This window comes from Thermobifida alba (assembly GCF_023208015.1).
GTDB lineage: Bacteria > Actinomycetota > Actinomycetes > Streptosporangiales > Streptosporangiaceae > Thermobifida > Thermobifida alba.
In genome coordinates this window covers 4,337,179-4,351,248 of sequence record NZ_CP051627.1, presented here as the reverse complement: position 1 = coordinate 4,351,248, position 14,070 = coordinate 4,337,179, and the positions used below count along the sequence as shown (strand labels likewise).

Annotated in this window: 12 protein-coding genes and 2 riboswitches; of the genes, 7 read left to right on the top strand and 5 right to left on the bottom strand. The window is 73.8% G+C overall.

The features are described 5' to 3' along the window. Positions 1–87: 87 nt before the first annotated feature. The 3 genes from FOF52_RS19440 to FOF52_RS19430 all read right to left on the bottom strand — a co-directional run bounded on the left by FOF52_RS19440 (position 88) and on the right by FOF52_RS19430 (position 1,839). The gene (locus FOF52_RS19440; RefSeq protein ID WP_248591334.1) at positions 88–225 is read right to left on the bottom strand and encodes a hypothetical protein; all 138 of its coding nucleotides are present in this window, start codon (positions 223–225) and stop codon (positions 88–90) included. Positions 226–357: 132 nt separating this feature from the next. Next, on the bottom strand, positions 358–1,275 hold the full coding sequence (locus tag FOF52_RS19435) for a CPBP family intramembrane glutamic endopeptidase (protein WP_248591333.1): 918 nt from the start codon (positions 1,273–1,275) through the stop codon (positions 358–360). Between the two features lie 84 nt (positions 1,276–1,359). Continuing rightward, positions 1,360–1,839, bottom strand: a complete 480-nt coding sequence (locus FOF52_RS19430; protein ID WP_248591332.1) for a flavodoxin family protein — start codon at positions 1,837–1,839, stop codon at positions 1,360–1,362. Between the two features lie 215 nt (positions 1,840–2,054). Beyond that, positions 2,055–2,226, top strand: a riboswitch (cobalamin riboswitch). A 31-nt stretch (positions 2,227–2,257) separates the two neighbouring features. On the opposite strand from FOF52_RS19430, the gene FOF52_RS19425 reads away from it, so the two are divergent. Genes FOF52_RS19425 through FOF52_RS19410 form a run of 4 tightly spaced genes read left to right on the top strand, consistent with a single transcriptional unit; the run spans position 2,258 to position 5,859 of the window. Then, complete coding sequence (locus tag FOF52_RS19425) at positions 2,258–3,259, top strand: ABC transporter substrate-binding protein (RefSeq protein ID WP_248591331.1); 1,002 nt, start codon at positions 2,258–2,260, stop codon at positions 3,257–3,259. A gap of 8 nt (positions 3,260–3,267) precedes the next feature. Further along, entirely contained in the window at positions 3,268–4,320 is a 1,053-nt protein-coding gene (locus tag FOF52_RS19420) for a FecCD family ABC transporter permease (protein WP_232306561.1), read from the top strand. Continuing rightward, positions 4,313–5,119 carry an ABC transporter ATP-binding protein gene (locus tag FOF52_RS19415; protein WP_232306562.1) on the top strand — a complete coding sequence of 269 codons (807 nt, stop codon included), beginning with the start codon at positions 4,313–4,315 and terminating at the stop codon, positions 5,117–5,119. Before FOF52_RS19420 ends, FOF52_RS19415 begins: the two co-directional genes overlap by 8 nt. Further along, positions 5,116–5,859, top strand: a complete 744-nt coding sequence (locus FOF52_RS19410) for a (2Fe-2S) ferredoxin domain-containing protein (RefSeq protein ID WP_068753576.1) — start codon at positions 5,116–5,118, stop codon at positions 5,857–5,859. Before FOF52_RS19415 ends, FOF52_RS19410 begins: the two co-directional genes overlap by 4 nt. Before the next feature lie 7 nt (positions 5,860–5,866). On the opposite strand, the gene cobF is transcribed toward FOF52_RS19410, so the two are convergent. Both cobF and cobN read right to left on the bottom strand, forming a co-directional pair. Beyond that, positions 5,867–6,658 (bottom strand): precorrin-6A synthase (deacetylating), encoded by a 792-nt coding sequence (gene cobF / locus FOF52_RS19405; RefSeq protein ID WP_068753578.1) that lies wholly within the window; start codon positions 6,656–6,658, stop codon positions 5,867–5,869. Further along, complete coding sequence (gene cobN, locus FOF52_RS19400; RefSeq protein WP_248591330.1) at positions 6,655–10,275, bottom strand: cobaltochelatase subunit CobN; 3,621 nt, start codon at positions 10,273–10,275, stop codon at positions 6,655–6,657. Before cobN ends, cobF begins: the two co-directional genes overlap by 4 nt. Before the next feature lie 106 nt (positions 10,276–10,381). After that, positions 10,382–10,575, bottom strand: a riboswitch (cobalamin riboswitch). Positions 10,576–10,609: 34 nt separating this feature from the next. On the opposite strand from cobN, the gene cobG reads away from it, so the two are divergent. The 3 genes from cobG to FOF52_RS19385 are packed head-to-tail and all read left to right on the top strand — an operon-like array spanning position 10,610 to position 13,979. Further along, complete coding sequence (gene cobG / locus FOF52_RS19395; protein ID WP_068754499.1) at positions 10,610–11,782, top strand: precorrin-3B synthase; 1,173 nt, start codon at positions 10,610–10,612, stop codon at positions 11,780–11,782. After that, entirely contained in the window at positions 11,779–12,453 is a 675-nt protein-coding gene (locus tag FOF52_RS19390; protein WP_248591329.1) for a precorrin-8X methylmutase, read from the top strand. Before cobG ends, FOF52_RS19390 begins: the two co-directional genes overlap by 4 nt. Further along, positions 12,450–13,979 carry a precorrin-2 C(20)-methyltransferase gene (locus FOF52_RS19385; RefSeq protein ID WP_248591328.1) on the top strand — a complete coding sequence of 510 codons (1,530 nt, stop codon included), beginning with the start codon at positions 12,450–12,452 and terminating at the stop codon, positions 13,977–13,979. Before FOF52_RS19390 ends, FOF52_RS19385 begins: the two co-directional genes overlap by 4 nt. The last annotated feature ends 91 nt before the right edge of the window (positions 13,980–14,070 follow it).

The window sequence follows — 14,070 nt, the reverse complement described above, 5'->3', positions numbered from 1 at the left end:
CAACATGCCCGGTAACGGTTTCTCCCAAAACACGCCCCTCATGACTTTTGGTGCATACCTCGTGACGTTCGGGTGGCGGCGGCGTCCTCACTGGTAGCCGCGGATCTCCCGGAACACCTCGGCGAGCGGGGCCTCGCGCGCGTCGAGGACGGCCCCGCCCGCCGGTGCGGAGAGCCCGGCCGCCTCCGCAGTGCTGGAGGGGGAGCGGTCCCGCACGGCGGGCACCGCGACGAGGACGACGGCGGCAGCGCGGCGATTCCCCCTCGGCCGTCGGCGCGAGGCGGGGGACCCGGCGGGTCTCCGGCCCTGCGGGAGGCCGCGCACGCCGGGGTGGGCGGAACGTGACCGGAGGGCGTCTCACATGGTGATCGCGGGCCCGACGATCAGGGTGAGCGCCCCGGTCCGCAGCGCGACGTTGAGCCACAGGTTGCGGTAGCGCGTCCACAGGTAGCCGTAGAGCAGTCCGACGACTCCGTACCCGGCGACGGCCACCGCGTAGTCGCCGGCCACGGCGTGCGTGTCGAACCGGAAGAAGTCGGCGTATCCGCCGAGAGCGGCGTAGGCGACCGCGAACAGCAGCGCGACCAGCACGATCCCGGCGCCTCGGCCCAGTACCGCCTCGAGTCTGGTCTGCAGCAGGAAGCGGAAGAAGACCTCCTCCGGCAGTGCGACGAGCAGCAGGACCACCAGGGCGCCGAGCAGCAGCCCCCCTGCGCCCGCACCGGCGAGCGCCTCCCACCGGTAGTACAGGACGACGGCCAGGACCACGGCCACCGGCACCGCTCCCCACCAGCGCCAGGGCTCCCCGACCCGTACCGCCAGGGCCTGCAGCTGCGAGACCCGGCCCACCCGCGGCTGTCCGGCCCGGTCCACCAGCAGGACGGGCAGGAGGCCCAGGAACACCACCCGGGCCACCGGGGTGCCCAGGACGTGCAGGGCGCCGCCGAGGGCTTCGAACAGCCAGGCGAGCAGGACCGCGCTGAGCAGGAAGGCGAGCAGGCACAGCAGCAGCCGGGTCAGTTCGCGGCCGATCGGGCGTCCCCCGAGCGCCAGGGCGACCCGGTCGTCGAGCGCGGTCCTGCCGTGGCGCGGCGGCAGCAGCCGGACCAGGGCCAGGCCGAGGGCGGTGGGCACCCAGTACACCCGCGGCAGGAGGACCAGGCTGTGCGGGTCGATCCAGTCGACTCCGGCGGCGGAGGCGGCGGCCACGACGAGCACGCAGGCCGCGATCAGGGCGACCCCCGCCCAGAGCACCCACACGCGTACCCGTTCCACCGGTCCCCCTCGACAGCCGGACCTCCAGTCTGCCCCGGAGCGCGCCGACTGCCGCGGAACGTCCGCGGAATGTCGGTGCCCCGGTCAGGCGCCGTCCGGTGCGTCCGCCGCGCGTTCGGCGGCGGCCAGGGCGGTGACCGCGCCCAGTTCCCAGCACGCCTCCCGGTCGGCGCGGGAGAGGTCGCCGACGACGGTGACCGGCGGCCGGTGCCGGTGCCAGGACAGGCCCTTGGCGATCGACTCGACCGCGCGGACCGCCCCGGCGGTGTCGTTGTTGCCGTGCACGTACAGCGCGTAGGGCAGGCCGGCGGTCTCGGACAGGCACGGGTAGTACACGGTGTCGAAGAAGTGCTTGAGGGCTCCCGACATGTAGCCGATGTTGGCGGGGGTGCCCAGGACCACCGCGTCGGCGGCGAGCACGTCCACGGCGGTGGCGGCCAGCGCCGCGCGGGTCACCACCTCCACGCCCTCGACCTCGTCGGTGCGCGCCCCGTCCAGCACCGCCTCCAGCATCGCCTGGGTGGAGGGGGACGCGGTGTGGTGCACGATCAGCAGGCGGGCCATGGTTCCAGTATCCCGATCCCGCGACGACCGCGCCGGGAAGGGGCCGTGGCACGCGGTCCGAAGGGCACCAACCAGTGGCGATCCTGTTTCCAGAGCCATTGGAGCGACCGGGAATGACCTTGGAAACAGGATCGCCGGTGGCTTCTCTCCCCCGGCACCCCGGGGACTGACCCGGTTCTACCAGGGGCGAACGGGACACCGAAACGGCGCTGCTGTACTGTCTCTGGTGCCGCGGTGCTCGGGAAGTCCGGTGCGAATCCGGACGCGGGACTCGCCACTGTATTCAGGTACTCCGCCGGTACGACGCCACTGGACACACCAGGTCTGGGAAGGCATCGGCGGGGGATCCCTGTGAGCCAGGAGACCGGCCGCGGTGTTTGCCCGACTTCCACGAGTTCCTTGGAAAGGCGGACCACCGGTGCACACCCGTGTCCCCCCTCCCCCGTCCCCGCTGCCGCGCCGCTTCCCCCTCCGCGCCCTGCCCCTGGCACTGCTGGCCCTGACCGCGTGCGGCGACCAGACCCCCGATTCCGGCCCCGCGCCCGCCGCGGCGGCCGTCACCGTGGCCAACTGCGGCCACACCGTCGCACCGGAGACGACCCCGCAGCGCGTCATCACCCTCAACCAGGGAGCGACCGAAATCGTCCTCGCCCTGGGCGCCGAGGAACAACTGGCGGGCACCGCCTACCTCGACGACGAGATCAGCGCGGAGTGGGCCGACGCCTACACCCGGGTTCCCGTCCTGTCCGAGGAGTACCCCAGCCGCGAGGCGATCCTGGAGCAGCACCCCGACCTGGTCGTCGGCTCCTACGCCAGCGCGTTCACCGACCGGGCCGCGGGCGACCGCGAATCCCTCGACGAACTCGGCATCGCCTCCTACCTGTCACCGTTCGCCTGCCCCGACGCCGCCGACGTCCCAGAAGTCAGCTGGGACACCGTCCACCAGCAGATCGAGGAGTTGGCACTGCTGCTGGACCGGGAGGAGGAGGGCGACGCGCTGGTCGAACAGCAGCGGGCCACCCTCGACGAGATCCGCGGCCGGTCCCCCGCCGAGGGCCTCTCCGTACTGTGGTGGGACGGCGGCACCGACACCCCGATGGTCGGCGCGGGCGAGGGCGGACCTCAGCTGGTCCTCGACGCGCTGGGCGCCACCAACGTCTTCGCCGACCTGGCAGGCGAGTGGGCGACGACGAGCTGGGAAGCGGTCCTGGAGGCCGACCCCGACCTGATCGTCCTCGTGGACGCATCGTGGGACACCGCCGAGGAGAAGACCGCATTCCTCCGCGAGGACCCGGCGCTGCGCGACCTCACCGCCGTACGGGAGGAGGCGTTCATCACCGTACCCTTCTCCACCAGCACTCCCGGGGTGCGCAACGTGGAGGCCGTGCAGCTGATCGACGCCCAGCTGGCCGACGGCTGAGGCCCGCGGTGAGCGTCCTCGTGAAGGCACGGCCCGGTGCCGCACCCCGGCTCACCGTTCTCGTCGGCGCGGCGGCGCTGGTGCTCAGCGCCGCCCTCGGCGTGGTGATCGGCACCGCGGACCTGTCCGTGGCCACCGTGTTCCGGGCGGTCGCCGCGCAGCTCGGCGCCGAGACCGGAATCGACACCCTGACCCGGCACATCGTCGTCGACCTGCGCGCGCCCCGGGTGGCGGCCGCGATACTGACGGGCGCCGGGCTCGCCGTGTGCGGCGGGGTCCTGCAGTCCCTCACCGGCAACCCCCTCGCCGACCCCTACCTGCTCGGCCTGTCGTCGGGGGCGCTGCTCGGCGTCTCGCTGAGCCTCTTTTTCGGGCTGGGCGCCGCCGGGGTGGCGGGATTCGGCGCGACGTCGGTGGCCGCGTTCCTCGGCTCGCTGGCCGCGCTGGCGCTGGTGTTCGCCCTGGCCTCCGCGCGGACGGGGGCACTGCCGACGTCGCGGCTGGTCCTCGCCGGGATCGCGGTGGGCCAGCTCGGCAGCGCGGTCGCCTCCGGCCTCGTCCTGGCCTCCGACCGGGACGCCGCCCGCAGGATCACCGAGTGGACGCTCGGCTCGGTCGCCGGGGCACGCTGGAACTCCCTCGCCGTCACCGCCTCGGTGGTGGCGGTGACCCTCGCCGTCGTCCTCTGGTACTCCCGGGACCTGGACTCCTTCGCGTTCGGGGAGCGCGCGGCGACGAGCCTCGGCACCGACGTGGCCGGCGTGCGCCGGGTGCTGTACTGCGCGGTGTCGCTGTGCACCGCGGTCCTCGTCGCGCAGGCGGGGATCGTCGGCTTCGTCGGCTTGGTGGTCCCCCACATCGCCCGGTTCCTCACCGGCGCGGGACACCTGCGCCTGCTGCCGGCGAGCGCGCTGCTGGGCGCGCTGCTGCTGGTGTGGACCGACGTGCTGTGCCGCAGCGCGCTGCCCGACCGGGAGCTTCCGCTGGGGATCGTCACCGCCGTGCTCGGCGTGCCCGTGTTCGTCGTCCTGTTCCGCCGTCGGGGAGGCGCCCGTGGCTGACCTCCGTCCACCCGAGGTGGCGCTCCGCCGGGCCTCGTGGACCGTCGACGGCACTCCCGTCCTCCGGGAGGTCACGTTCACCGCTCCGGCGGGGCGGACGACCGGGCTCATCGGCCCCAACGGGTCGGGCAAGACCTCCCTGATCTCCCTGCTGGCCCGGTGGACCCGGCCGACGTCGGGGAGGGTACTCCTCGACGGGGTGGATGCGGGCTCCGTTCCGCTGCGGGAGTTCGCGCGACGCGTCGCCGCCCTGGAGCAGCACACCGCGACCGAACTCGACCTGACCGTCCGACAGGTCGTCGCGATGGGACGCGTCCCGCACAGCCGCCGTCTCGGCTTCGACCTGGACGGCGGGGACGACCCCGTGGTCGCCCGCGCCCTCGCCCGCGTCGGCGCGGCCGGGCTCGCGGACCGCCACTGGCACACCCTGTCCGGTGGGGAACGCCAGAAGGTGCAGGTGGCGCGGGTCTTGGCGCAGGAGCCGCGGGTCCTACTCCTCGACGAACTGGCGAACCATCTCGACCCGGCGGCCGGACTGCGGCTGCTCGACCTGGTGCGCGGGCTCGGACTCACCACGATCGGCTCGTTCCACGACCTCAACCTGGCCGCGATGTTCTGCGACCACCTGGTCGTGCTGCACCGCGGACGCGTGGTCGCCGAGGGAACGCCGCGGCAGGTCCTCACGCCCGCCCTGCTGGGCGAGGTCTACGGGGTGGAGGCGGTGGTGGACGACCACCCCGCCACCGGCGGTCCGCTCGTGGTGATGTGCGGCGCGGCCAGAGAGAAGGAGGAGGGATGAGCGCACCGGAGTGGATTCTCCTCACTGCCCCCGGCGACCTGGCCGTTGACCAGGAGGAGGTGCTCCGGCCACTGGCGGAGCGGCTCGCGGAGCGCTTCCCCGGCGTCCGCGTCCGCACCGCGCTGCTGCTGGGGAACGGGCCGACCGTCACGGAGGTGCTGGACGAGGCCGCCGCCGCGGGGGTGGCGGCCGTGACGGTCGTACACCCGCAGACGGTGGAGGACCGGGCGACCGCCGCGTGGCTGCGCCGGGTGGTCAGCCACTGGCTGCGGGAGGCGGACCCCGAGCGGGTGCCGCTGGTCCGGCTGGCACCGCCGCTGACGGGCGTGTCCGTGCTCGCCGACGCGGTGGGGCGGGCGGTCGAGGAAGCGGCGGAGTTCCCCGCGACGGGCGCGCCGCTGCTGTCGCCGGCGTGGCTGGCCCCACCCGACTTCACCCGCCACCTGCTGCTGTGCCGGGGGCCGCGCTGCTGTGCGCTGGGCGCGGAACGGGTCCACGTGGAACTGGTCCGCGCCGTGGAGCGGCACGGCGCGGCCGAGGACGACCACGTGCTCCTCACCCGCACCGGCTGCCTGTTCCCGTGCACGAACGGCCCGGTCGGCGTGGTCTACCCGGACGGCGTCTGGTACCGGCTGGCCGATGCGGACACCGTCGACCGGGTCGTCCGCGACCACCTCGTCGGGGGTGTGCCGGTCGCCGACGCCGCGTTCGCCCGCCGGCCGTCGGGGCCCGGGGAGTGAGCCGGGGTCAGTCCGCAGCGGCCCGGCGCAGCAGGTAGGTGTCCATCACCCAGCCCCGGGCCGCGCGGGCCCGCTCCCGGGCGGCCCGGACGGCGTCGAGGACCTCGCCGAGCCGTCCCGCCACCAGCTCCTCGTGTTCGGTGCCGAGGTTGGCCCCCCACCACAGGTCCCAGGCGTCACCGTCCAGGTCGGCGCAGGCCAGACCGCCGTCGAGCATCACCACCAGGTTGTCGGCACCGGAGGCGACGTCGGCGGCCAACCGCCGGCCGGTGGTCACCGTGACCGGGCCGCCGATACGGTTGAGCACCAGCCGGTGCCGGGCCGCGAGCAGCTGGACGCTGCTCACCCCGGGGATTACCCGGTAGTCCAGGTCCACCCCGCCGACGGTGCGGATCTGCTCCACCACCCGGATCGTGCTGTCGTAAAGGCTCGGGTCGCCCCACACCAGGAAGCCGACGGTGTTGCCGGGCCGGGTGTGCTCGACGACGGCGCGCGCGTAGGCGCGGGCCCGGGCGGCGTGCCAGTCCCGGACCTCCGCACCGTAGACGCGGTCGGTCGCGGGGGCGCGGTCGCGGGGCGGGTCGGGCACCGTGACGACCCGGTAGCCGTCTCCGGTGATGTGGCGGCGGCAGATCTCCTCCCGCAGCGCCACCAGGTCCCCGGTGCCCGCCCGGCCGGCCTCCGCCTCCTTGTCGGCGACGAGGAAGACGTCGACCTCGTTGAGGGCGTGCACCGCCTCGACGGTGAGCTGGTCGGGGCCGCCCGGTCCGATACCGATGAGCAGGGCCCTGCGGGTCATGGGCGGCCCGTCCCCCGGTCCTCCAGGTCACCCTCGACGTCCAGGTAGACCTGGCGCAGCGCGTCCATCGTCGCCGGGTCGGGCTCCTCCCACAGGCCGCGGTCGGCGGCCTCGGAGAGCCGCTCCACGATGCCGCGCAGCGCCCACGGGTTGGCCTCGCGCAGGAACTCCTGGTTCTCGGCGTCCAGCACGTAGGTCTGGGCGAGCGTCTCGTACATCCAGTCGGCGACCACCCCGGCGGTCGCGTCGTAGCCGAACAGGTAGTCGACGGTTGCCGCCAGTTCGAACGCGCCCTTGTAGCCGTGCCGGCGCATCGCCGCCAACCAGCGGGGGTTGACCACGCGGGACCGGAACACGCGGGCGGTCTCCTCCCGCAGCGACCGGGTGCGCACCCGGTCGGGGGTGGTGGAGTCGCCGATGTAGGCCTTCGGGTCGGCGCCGGTGAGGGCGCGCACGGTGGCGACCATGCCGCCGTGGTACTGGAAGTAGTCGTCGGAGTCGGCGATGTCGTGCTCGCGGGTGTCGGTGTTCTTCGCGGCCACCGCGATCCGCCGGTAGTTGGCGCGCATGTCCTCCGCGGCGGGTTCGCCGTGCAGGTCGCGGCCGTAGGCGAAACCGCCCCACGCGGTGTAGACCTCGGCGAGGTCGGCGTCGGTGCGCCAGTTACCGGAGTCGACGAGCTGGAGGAGTCCCGCGCCGTAGGAGCCGGGCGCGGAACCGAAGATCCGCCGCACCGCGCGGTCGGCGTCGCTGTGCTCGGCGAGGTCGGCGCGCACGTGGGCGCGCACGTAGTTGTCCTCGTCCGCTTCGTCCAGCTCCGCGACCATGCGGAAGGCGTCGTCGAGCATCGCGACGACGTGCGGGAAGGCGTCCCGGAAGAACCCGGAGATGCGGACGGTGACGTCGATGCGGGGACGGCCCAGCTCCTCCAGCGGGACGACGGCCAACTCCCGCACGCGGCGGGACTCCTCGTCCCACTCGGGGCGCACCCCGATGAGCGCCAGCACCTCGGCGATGTCGTCGCCGGAGGTGCGCATGGCCGAGGTGCCCCACACCGACAGGCCCACCGAACGCGGGTACTCGCCGGTCTCGGCCCGGTACCGGTCGATCAGGGCGTCGGCCAGCGCGGCCCCCGTCTCGTAGGCGAGGCGGCTGGGCACGGCGCGCGGGTCGACGGTGTAGAAGTTGCGGCCGGTCGGCAGCACGTTGACCAGGCCGCGCAGCGGCGACCCGGACGGCCCCGCCGGAATGTAGCCGCCGTCCAGGGCGTGCAGCACGGCGTCGAGCTCCTGGCCGGTCCCGGCCAGGCGCGGCACGACCTCCTCGGCCGCGAACCGCAGGACACGGACGACGTCGGGCGCGGTCTCCCCGAGCCGGTCGGCGACGGCGCGGGCCGCCTCCGGGGCCCAGCCGGCCTCTTCCATGCCCTCCACCAGGGCGCGGGCGCGCGCCTCGGCCGCGTCGACCTCGGCGAGGTCCCCGGTGTCGCCGTCCAGGCCAAGCGCGCGGCGCAGCCCCGGAACCGCCCCGGCCTTCCCGCTCCACACCTGGGAGGCGCGCAGGATCGCCAGCACCAGGTTGACCCGGGCCTCCCCGGTGGGCGCCTCACCCAGCACGTGCAGTCCGTCGCGGATCTGCGCGTCCTTGACCTCGCACAGCCAGCCGTCGACGTGCAGCAGGAAGTCGTCGAACTCGGCGTCGTGCGGGCGTTCGGACAGGCCCAGGTCGTGGTCGAGTTTCGCGGCCTGGATCAGGGTCCAGATGCGGGCGCGGATCGCGGGCAGTTTCGCCGGATCCATCGCGGCGATGTTGGCGTGCTCGTCGAGGAGCTGCTCCAGTTTGGCGATGTCGCCGTAGGATTCGGCGCGCGCCATCGGCGGGACGAGGTGGTCGACGATGGTGGCGTGGGCGCGCCGCTTGGCCTGCGCGCCCTCCCCCGGGTCGTTGACCAGGAACGGGTAGACCAGCGGCAGCGAGCCGACGGCCGCGTCGGTGGCGCACGCCGCGGACAGTGCGGCGTTCTTACCGGGCAGCCACTCCAAGGAGCCGTGTTTGCCGAGGTGGATGATGGCGTGCGCGCCGAAGCCGCGTTCCAGCCACCGGTAGGCGGCCAGGTAGTGGTGCGGCGGCGGCAGGTCGGGGTCGTGGTAGATCGCCACCGGGTTCTCTCCGAAGCCGCGCGGCGGTTGGATCATCAGCACCACGTTGCCCGCCTGGAGGGTGGCCAGCACGATGTCGCCGTCGTCGACGAAGAGCGTGCCGGGCGGCTCCCCCCAGTGTTCGGCCATCGCGTCGGTGAGTTCGGCGGGCAGGTCAGCGATCCACTCGCGGTAGCGTTCGGCGGGGATGCGGACCGGGTTGCCCGCCATCTGCTCGGCGGTCAGCCACTCCTCGTCCTGGCCCCCGGCTTCGATGAGCGCGTGGATGAGCGCGTTGCCCGCCTCGGTGTCGTCGGCGAGGTCCAGCCCGGGCAGTCCGTCGCCCAGGTCGTACCCGGCGTCGCGCAGGGCCCGCAGCAGCCGCACCGCCGAGACGGGAGTGTCCAGGCCCACAGCGTTACCGACGCGGGAGTGCTTGGTGGGGTAGGCCGACAGCACGACCGCGATGCGGCGCTGCGCCGGAGGGGTGTGGCGCAGGCGGGCGTGGGCGACGGCGATGCCGGCGACGCGGCGGCACCGTTCGGGGTCGGTGACGTAGTGGGGCAGGCCCTCGTCGTCGAACTCCTTGAAGGAGAACGGCACGGTGATGATGCGGCCGTCGAACTCGGGGACGGCGATCTGGGAGGCGGAGTCCAGGGGGGAGGTGCCGTCGTCGGAGGCCGCCCACTGGTCGCGCCCCCAGGTCAGGCAGAGCGCCTGGAGGATCGGGATGTCAAGCCGCGCCAGTTCGCCGACGTCCCACGCCTCGTCGTCGCCTCCGGCCGAGGCCGCGGCCGGGCGGGTCCCCCCGGCGGCCAGCACGGTGACCACCAGTGCGTCGAGGGTGCCGAGTGTGGCGAGGAGGTCCGCGGGTGCGCCGCGCAGCGAGGAGCAGTAGAGGGGGACCGCGACGGCTTCGCCGGTGGCGTCGACGGCGTCGGCCAGGTCGTGCACGAAACGGGTGTTTCCGCTGGCCTGGTGGGCGCGGTAGTACAGGATGCCGACCCGGGGCAGTCCGTCGCGCTCCGGGGCGGGCCGCTCCGACAGGCCCCACTCGGGCAGTTCGGTCGGCGGGTCGAAGCCCTCACCGCCCAGCAGCACGGTGTCGCTGAGAAACGCGTGCAGCGCGGCGAGGTTGGCGGGACCACCATAGGCCAGGTACCGGTGGGCCTCGGCGGCGGTGCCGAGGGGCACGGTGGAGTGGCTCATCAGCTCCGCGTCGGGGGTCTGCTCGCCGCCGAGCACCACGACGGGCACGCCATGCGCCAGGACCCGGTCGAGGCCCTCCTGCCAGGAGCGGACGGACCCGAGGATGCGCACGACCACCAGGTCGGCGCCGTGGAGGAGCGCGTCGAGCGAGCCGGGGCCGTCGCCCGTGACGTCGAGCCGCGACGGGTTGCCCCAGACGTAGTCCGCGCCGCTGGCACGGGCCGACAGCAGGTCGGTGTCGGAAGTGGAGAGCAGCGCTACGCAAGGCATCGGCGACCCGCCTGAAAGCCGATGGCCGGAAAAGGCGGCGGGGACGCCGAGGGCGGCGCGGGTCGCGGAACGGCACAGGCCATGGTCGATGTCTCCAAAACCCTCGTGGACATGACGTGCCGTGGCCGGTCTCCTGGCTGACGAGTCACCGCCGGCGGGCCGACCTTCCCGGGTGGTCACCCAGTGGTCCCCGGGGTGGTCTCCCAACCCGGGTGAGGCCCGACGACTCCTCGATCACAGTGGCGAGGGCCGCGCCGGTTTCGCACCGGCTTCCCGTTCACCACGGCCCGCCCACCTTAGCGCACCAGTTGAGGGCGTATGCAACCATGTGCCGGTGTTCGACCCACAACCACCCGACCGCTGTCCCGGCGTGCTGCGGCCGCATCTGGCGGCCGACGGCGCGCTGCTGCGGATCCGTGTCCCCGGAGGCCGGACCGACCGCCGCGGACTGGCCGCGCTCAGCCGGATCGCGGCCGAATTCGGCGACGGCGACCTCCATCTGACCTCGCGCGGAAATGTGCAGATCAGGGGAATTCCCACTACGGCCGGAGAACAGATTCCGGACGAATTGCCGGACGCTGTGGCGGCCGCCGGATTCCTGCCGTCCCCCGCCCACGAGCGGGTGCGCAACATCGTCGCCTCGCCGCTTTCCGGAATGGTCGGCGGACGTATGGACGTGCGTCCCGTGGTCGCCGACCTGGACCGGGCGCTGTGCGCCGATCCGCGTCTGGCAGAACTGCCGGGGCGGTTCCTGTTCGGCCTCGACGACGGCCGCGCCGACCTCGCCGACATGCCCTGTGACCTGGGTGCACGAGCGATCGACGGGAAGTCGGCGCAGGTGCGGGTCGGTGCCTTGCCCGGTCCCGTGGTGGCGGGCGCGGACATCGTCACGGCACTGACCGCGCTGGCCCACCGGTTTCTCGACGTGCGCGGGGACCGGTGGAATGTGCACCGGCTCCCCGGGAAAGGCCGGGAGCTGCTCGACGGAAAGGAATTCCCGGAAAGGACCGGAGACCCCGCCGGGTCCGGCGGACCGGGAGCCGTGGAACGGCGGCGCAGCGAACTCCACGGCATTCTCCGCATCGCGGGATCCGCGACCGCGGTGGCGGGTTCGGTGCCGCTGGGCGTTCTCACCCCGCCCCTGCAGCGGGCGCTCGCCGACGCGGCCGACGCGGACTCGGGCACGGTCGTCCTCACCCCGTGGCGGGGCGTGGTCGTCGCCGGAATCCCCGCGGACCGCGTCGAGCGCGTCGCGGCCTCGCTCACCGAGGCGGGACTAGTCCTGGACCCGGATTCCCCGTGGAGCCGGGTCAGCGCCTGCGTCGGCTCCCCGGGTTGCGCGAAGAGCCGGGGCGACACCCGGTCGCACGCGGCCGGCCTGGTCCGACGCCTCACCACCTCCGACGTCCGCGACGACGGACGCCCCGTCCACGTCGCCGGATGCGAGCGCGCCTGCGGCGCCCCGCACACGCCCCACACCCTCGTCCTGCTCGGGAGGACCACGTGACACCGCATTCCGACAGCCGCACCCCCCTGGCTCCGCCGCCCCGCCGCTACGACTATGAGACCGATGGCGCCGCCATCTACGCGCGGTCCTTCGCCACCATCCGGGCCGAGGCCGACCTGTCCGGCTTCGACGCCGACGCCGAGAAGGTCGCCGTCCGCATGATCCACGCCTGCGGGCAGCCGGACCTCAGCCGTGACCTGGTCATCCACCCGGACCTCGTCGCGGCGGCCCGGGGCGCGCTGCGCGCCGGGGCGCCGATCCTCACCGACGCGCGCATGGTGGCCTCGGGGGTGACACGGTCGCGGCTGCCCGCCGACAACGAGGTGCTGTGCATGCTGCGCGACCCCCGCGTCCCGGAACTCGCCGCGAAGTGGCGCACCACCCAGTCGGCGGCGGCGGTGTCACTGTGGGCGGACCGCCTGGAGGGCGCGGTCGTCGCGATCGGCAACGCCCCCACCGCCCTGTTCCACCTGCTGGAGATGATCGACGCGGGCGCGCCCCGGCCGGCCGCGATCATCGGCGTCCCCGTCGGGTTCGTCGGCTCCGCCGAATCCAAGGAAGCCCTGGTCGCGCACCCGGCAGGCATCCCCTACCTGGTGGTGCGCGGCCGCCGCGGCGGTTCGGCGATGGCCTCCGCAGCGATCAACGCCCTCGCCCAGGAGAAGGAATGAGCAGCTCTTCCGGCCACCTGTACGGAGTCGGGCTGGGCCCCGGCGACCCGGAACTGATCACCCGCAAGGCGGCCCGCCTCATCGCCGAGGCCGACGTGGTCGCCTACTACTCGGGTACCCACGGCCGCTCCATCGCGCGGTCCATCGCCGCCGACCTGATCCCCGAGGGGGTGGTCGAGGAACGGCTCGTCTACCCGGTCACCACCGGGACCACCGACCATCCCGGCGGCTACGAGGGCGCCATCGCGGAGTTCTACGATGCGTCGGCGCGCCGCCTGGCCGCGCACCTGGAGCGGGGACGCGACGTGGTCGTGCTGTGCGAGGGCGACCCGCTGTTCTACGGCTCCTACATGTATCTGCACGACCGGTTGGCGCCGCGGTTCCCCGCCACCGTGGTGCCCGGGGTGACCTCGGTGTCCGCGGCTTCCGCTGCGGCGGCGCGCCCGCTGGTGCGCCGCACTGACGTGTTCACGGTGCTGCCCGGCACCTTGCCCGTGCCGGAACTGGCCCGGCGGCTGGCCGACACCGACGGCGTGGCGGTCATGAAGCTGGGCCGGACCTTCGAGGGGGTTCGCGAAGCCCTGGCACAGGCCGGACGGCTCGACGACGCGGTCTACGTGGAACGCGCCTCCATGTCTGGGCAGCGGATTCTGCCGGTGCGGGACGTGGACCCGGCGAGCGTCCCCTACTTCTCGCTGATCCTGAGCACCGGCGACGACGCGCCCCGCAACCGGGGGTTGACCACCCGGGCGCACACGGCCGAGGCGGCCGCGGCGTCCGGCCGCCCGGCGCCCGCCGAACTGCTCGTGGTGGGGCTGGGGCCCGCCGGCGAGCAGTGGCTGACCCCGGAGGTGGAGCGGGTGCTCGCCGAGGTCGACCACGTCGTCGGCTACGGCCCGTACGTGGACCGGGTTCCGGTGCGGCCCGGCCAGCAGCGGCACTCCAGCGGCAACACCGTGGAAGTGGACCGGGCGCGGCTCGCCCTCGACCTGGCGCTGGCCGGGGAGCGGGTGGCCGTGGTGTCGGGCGGGGACGCCGGGGTGTTCGGCATGGCTTCGGCGGTGTTCGAGGCGGCGCAGGACCCCCGCTACGCGGACGTTCCGGTGCGGGTGCTGCCCGGGCTGACGGCGGTGCAGGCGGTCGCCGCGCGGGCGGGCGCGCCTATCGGCGGGGACTTCGCGGTGCTAAGCCTGTCGGACCGGCTCAAGCCGTGGGAGGTCGTCGAGGCCCGGCTGGAGGCGGCGGCCCGCGCCGACCTGGTGATCGCGGTCTACAATCCCGCGTCCCGGTCCCGCCGCACGCAGGTGGCGCGGGCCCGGGAGGTGCTGCTGCGGCACCGTCCGGGCGACACCGTGGTGGTGGTCGGCCGCGACGTGGGCCGTGCTGGCGAGTCGGTGGAGGTCACCACCCTGGAGAAGCTCGCCCCGGACAGCGTCGACATGCGCTGCCTGCTCATCGTGGGCTCCTCCGGCACCTCGGTGACCGCCTCAGGCGCGGTGTGGACGCGGCGGTACGTGCCGGACTAGCGGGCGGGGACCGAAAACGTCGGTGATCATGTCCCCAGCGCCACCGGCCCGGCCGATTGCGGCGCTGGGGACATGATCACCAGGTTTTCCG